The organism is Nostoc flagelliforme FACHB-838 (genome assembly GCF_014698065.1).
In the GTDB taxonomy this organism is placed as follows: Bacteria; Cyanobacteriota; Cyanobacteriia; order Cyanobacteriales; family Nostocaceae; genus Nostoc; species Nostoc flagelliforme_B.
The window spans coordinates 1-4,599 of record NZ_JACJSI010000439.1; the positions used below are offsets into that span (position 1 = coordinate 1).

General features: G+C 40.8%; 6 protein-coding genes. 3 read left to right on the forward strand and 3 right to left on the reverse strand.

The genetic code is table 11. From position 1 onward, the window contains the following. Positions 1-35: 35 nt before the first annotated feature. From H6G97_RS45990 to H6G97_RS46000, 3 genes are read right to left on the reverse strand one after another with little or no spacing between them, the layout of a single operon-like run. Complete coding sequence (locus H6G97_RS45990; RefSeq protein ID WP_190947084.1) at positions 36-293, reverse strand: hypothetical protein; 258 nt, start codon at positions 291-293, stop codon at positions 36-38. Between the two features lie 47 nt (positions 294-340). After that, positions 341-781 carry a helix-turn-helix domain-containing protein gene (locus tag H6G97_RS45995; RefSeq protein ID WP_190947085.1) on the reverse strand — a complete coding sequence of 147 codons (441 nt, stop codon included), beginning with the start codon at positions 779-781 and terminating at the stop codon, positions 341-343. Positions 782-824: 43 nt separating this feature from the next. Then, entirely contained in the window at positions 825-1,610 is a 786-nt protein-coding gene (locus H6G97_RS46000; protein WP_190947086.1) for a hypothetical protein, read from the reverse strand. A 457-nt stretch (positions 1,611-2,067) separates the two neighbouring features. On the opposite strand from H6G97_RS46000, the gene H6G97_RS46005 reads away from it, so the two are divergent. From H6G97_RS46005 to H6G97_RS46010, 3 genes are all read left to right on the forward strand, one after another. Then, complete coding sequence (locus H6G97_RS46005) at positions 2,068-2,709, forward strand: hypothetical protein (protein ID WP_190947087.1); 642 nt, start codon at positions 2,068-2,070, stop codon at positions 2,707-2,709. Between the two features lie 156 nt (positions 2,710-2,865). After that, on the forward strand, positions 2,866-2,988 hold the full coding sequence (locus tag H6G97_RS55170; RefSeq protein ID WP_277883448.1) for a hypothetical protein: 123 nt from the start codon (positions 2,866-2,868) through the stop codon (positions 2,986-2,988). 10 nt (positions 2,989-2,998) lie between these two features. Then, positions 2,999-4,468, forward strand: a complete 1,470-nt coding sequence (locus tag H6G97_RS46010; protein ID WP_190947088.1) for a serine hydrolase — start codon at positions 2,999-3,001, stop codon at positions 4,466-4,468. Positions 4,469-4,599: the final 131 nt, after the last annotated feature.

The window sequence follows — 4,599 nt, forward strand, 5'->3', positions numbered from 1 at the left end:
TACCATGACTATTGTTTTTAGTCCTCCCCATAAATCTAGTTGATAAAGTCCAGGAATCTGTGACACAGGTACGGTGTAAACTGTACGTTTTTCGATGCGGTAATGTCCTTTTTCAATACGTTGACTACTGTCCCGTTACGTTTATACTCAAAATCATAACGTTCAGGCTGCTCCGGCTCTGGTGGCAAAGGAAGTCTTACTTCTTCTACTAATTGGTAGGGACGTTCATCAAAGCAGACTACAGGGCGTTTAGGATCATAAGGCTCATTGTATAAATCCAGTACATCTTCCATTCGGAAAACATATTCTGCGTTAACTTCAGGAATACACCATTGTTCTTTCAACCAAGGCTTAATTTCATTTTTTCTAAAGTTTGACGTACTGTTTCATCTGAGATTGAATCTATGATACCAACGTTCACTAAATGATCTGCTAATAATTGCATTGTCCAACGCACTCTCCCTTCTGGCGGATTAGAACAAGCTGTTGCAATCAAAAATGCTTCTTGCTTTTCATCTAATTTTTGAGGTTTTGGTGGATGCGGTTCATCCTTTAACGCAAAATCTAATCCACCAATGACAAATTTTTCTCGTGTCCGCTGTACTGTTGCAACATGAACTCTAACTCTATCAGCGATCGCTGAGTCTGTTTCATCTTCAGCAGCCATCAAAAGAATATTTGCACGAGTTATAGTTCTTGCCTTGTGCCTACCTTTCTTTATTATTGATTGCAGTTGAGCAACTTCATCTTCACTCAAGTCAACGATATACTTCTTTGCCATATTATTCCCTGTTTTTGGCTATTTTAGCAATTACAGCTATTACTTAGCAAAGTTTGCTTGGCAGACTACTAGTTGAAGCTACTGCTTTGGGAACAGAATACGTCGTCCAACTTAGTAAAAATGGGGTTGAAACGTTTAACTCTGGCACTCGCTTTAGCAAAACTACCTCATCACTTAATACGTTGTATGTTTGCGGGTCAAAAATCACACGGGTTTGTTTTCCAGTTTGGCTGTCAGTATAATTCAAACTTATACCTGCTCGTCCTTGCCGATCTGTAACATTCTCGCTGCGTGTGACTCCTGGAATATTTGCCATGACTTCAAACAGTGGTCGGTTTAACTCTGATTTAGTTTGCAGTGTCACCAAAATACTCAAAGTTTCATCAAACATTCCAGACTCAATCGCACTATTGTTCTGTTTCACCCGATTATGGATCACCTGAGTCAGTAAAGTTTGATCTACTGGCAGTACTGTAGAGTCAACCAGTTCACCTGCTTTATGATCTATCGTGAAGTTTGGTGACAAGCTTGGTTTACCCGCAGCTTCCCAAACTGCACGGTCTTGGACACTCAAAAACTCCGGTTTACCGTCTATTCGCTGAATACGTCCTGACCCATCTGCCCCAAGCCACATTTGATGAGTATATGGTGCTTGAAAACGAATTTCTTGAGCCTTGCTAGTATTTGGAAGTTGTACCATATATATATTTAGCACAAATCCCTCTGTTTTTCGATATAAGTAGGAGCCAGCTTTGAGTGTACTCGCTTCATTAGAAGCAGGTGAACTCCCATAAGCTGCACTAAAACTTGCTATTGATGAGGTTTGCACAACACTATAACCACAGCACGCAAGCACAACTAATACAAAGCTAAGGCTGCTCTTTTTTCGAGATTTAGGCTTTAACAGGTTCATCTATTTGCGGTATTTGTAGAGTAATTGAGGAACAGACAAAAAATTAAATCATTTGAAGAAGAACCCAGAAGCCAGAATTCAGGAGTCAGAATCAATGAGTGGGGGATTCAAACCCGCCACTCATTGTAGACCGCTAAATGAAGATTTAGCGGGGGTCTTAAACCCCTAGATTCATCCACCAGTCGTACAGAATTCATACTGAATTCTGACTCCTGACTCCTGAATTCTGTTTTGATAACTGTTTTAATTGATTAGATAATCCCTTTGTAAGTTCCAGAGCTATAAATGTTCTTATCAAATGTTAGATCTAGCTAATGGGAGTTAAACAGGAGCTAACACTAGTTCTTTTAGGTTAGCAGCATGGGGACGGTGGATGCTGTCAACAGTAATTGGCTTTATTGTCGGTGGATTTGTTGGTACTGGAGCAGCGTTTTTAGCTGTTCCTTTAATGGAGATATTCATCCCTTTATTACCATTACCAGGAGCTAATACCCAAGGGGCAATCGGCTATATACTGCTAGGCTGCGCGATTACTGGTGCTGTGGTTGCTGGTGCAGTAATTGGCACATTCCAATGGTTTGTTTTGCGGAGGTGGTTTGAGCATTCACGCTGGTGGATAGTTGCAACTGCCATCGGCTGGACTGGAATTGCAGTGGCCGTCACTATTTTGACCTACACCCATGTTGCCGAACCTGTTGGTCAAGCTAATGGTACTTTTATCGAAACCACTCTTTGGGATAATGCAACAGCGACCGCCCGTTCTATCTTTTGCGTACTCATAGCTGCTTTGCTCATGGGATTGTTGCAAGCTTTTGCATTAAGATTTACGTTCTTGAAAGTTCTGTTATGGATAGCCATGAACGTTTTAGCATTCTTGATTGCTTCGGCAATTTTGATTATATGGGTAAGAGGTGCTGGTGGAATGTTTGGTATCCCAGTATTTTTTGCTGCTTATTCACCAGTGTATGCAGCTATTAGTGGTGTGATCATTCTCCGACTGCGAACTTCCGGCTAAAATCAGCTTTGCATCTTTAAAATAATTAGAAACTAACTCATCAAAACAAAAAATTTCTACCAAAAGATAGAGATTAACTGCTTGACCATCTGCTGACTTAACTTGACAATACCTGTGTTTGCGATAACACAAAAACTATTAACTTTTAAAAACTCCATGAGTAAAGTTTATCTGATTACCGGAAAGTCAACCGGATTCTGTTGCACCCTAGCAGAAGCGGTTTTAGAACGCTGTGACAAGGTTGTGTTGACGGCAAGAAAACCTGAACAAGTTGCTTAAGAAGGTATCGATGCAGAAATCTGTTGAGCAGCGTATTGAAAGTATTATCAATAATCTTTTGCCAGTGACCGCACAAGAAGGTAAATTTGATGAACCGAAAACTTTAGACGAACGGTTAGCGCATCACCACACGCCAGGCATTAGTATTGCTGTGATTAATAATTTTGAAATTGAATGGGCGCGTGGATTTGGTGTTTGTGAAAAGGGAACAAATCATCAAGTTACACCAGACACATTATTTCAAGCAGCTTCCATCAGTAAACCCGTCTTTGCTTTAGCAGTGATGCGTCTGGCACAAGAAGGACGCTTGGATATTGATGAAGATGTCAATACTTATTTAACTTCCTGGCGTGTGCCAAAGATCGGTGACTGGCAACCTCGGATAACGTTACGCCATTTGTTGAGCCATACTGCTGGCTTGACGATACATGGTTTTCCTGGCTATCCCAAATCAACCTCATTGCCAACTCTCATTCAAATACTCAATGGTGAATCTCCGGCTAATACCGAAAAAGTAGAAGTAAATATAATTCCTGGGTTGCATTTTCGCTATTCCGGTGGCGGTATGACAATTGCTCAACAGGTTTTGGTTGATTTACTGAGGCAACCTTTTCCCGACATGATACACGAATTAGTGCTTCAGCCTTTGGGAATGAACAATAGCACTTATCACCAGCCACTGTTGAATGATTGGTTAACTAAAGCCGCAACTGCACATTCTTGTTCTGGTATCCCAGTTGAAGGTAAACATTACGTTTATCCGGAAATGGCAGCCGCCGGCTTATGGACAACTCCATCAGATTTAGCCAAACTTGCGGTTGAAATGATGAGAGTCTTGCATGGTTGTCCTCCATCTGTGTGGAATAAACAGACGCTAGAACAAATGTTGCTTCCTCAACAGCCAGGGCAAATACAAGGAGCTAATGATGAGTTTATCGGATTAGGCAATGGATTATTTGTCGGATTAGGATTCTTTGCAGGTGGTGGAATTGGTGATGGCTTCTACTTTTTTCATAGTGGTCATAATGAAGGGTTTTGCTCACTGATGCGTGTTTATGCCCATATAGGAAAAGGGGCTGTTGTCATGCTCAACTCTAATGAAAGCCAACTGATTCCTGAAGTCATGCGATCTCTGGCTCTGGAGTATGATTGGCCTGATGCCTTTGCAAAGGAAAAAACGATTATTCCTTTAGTACAAGCTGATAGATATTGTGGGTTGTACTCAACCAAAGCAGGATTACAGTTTCAAGTCATGAATTTGGACGGAGATTTGTTTGTCCAATGTCAGCAACAACCTCCATTGCAATTCTTTTCTACCTCAGAGCTAGAATTTTTTGCAAAAGCTGTAAATACAAATATTTGTTTTGAACAAGATGACACAGGCAACATTACAGCTATGACGTTAAACCAAGCAGGTATTACTAGTTTAAGACAACAAGCTGACCAAACTATTAGAGCCGAAAAACAAAAAGGAGATTAAACACGTGAATCTTCCATATATAGGAATCATATTTGATTTCTGAAAAAGACTACGAGATAATACGGAGAAATATATTCGTCAAACAAGGAACAATGATAAAGCAGTATCAGCAAGCTGCGATGCCTGCGGCG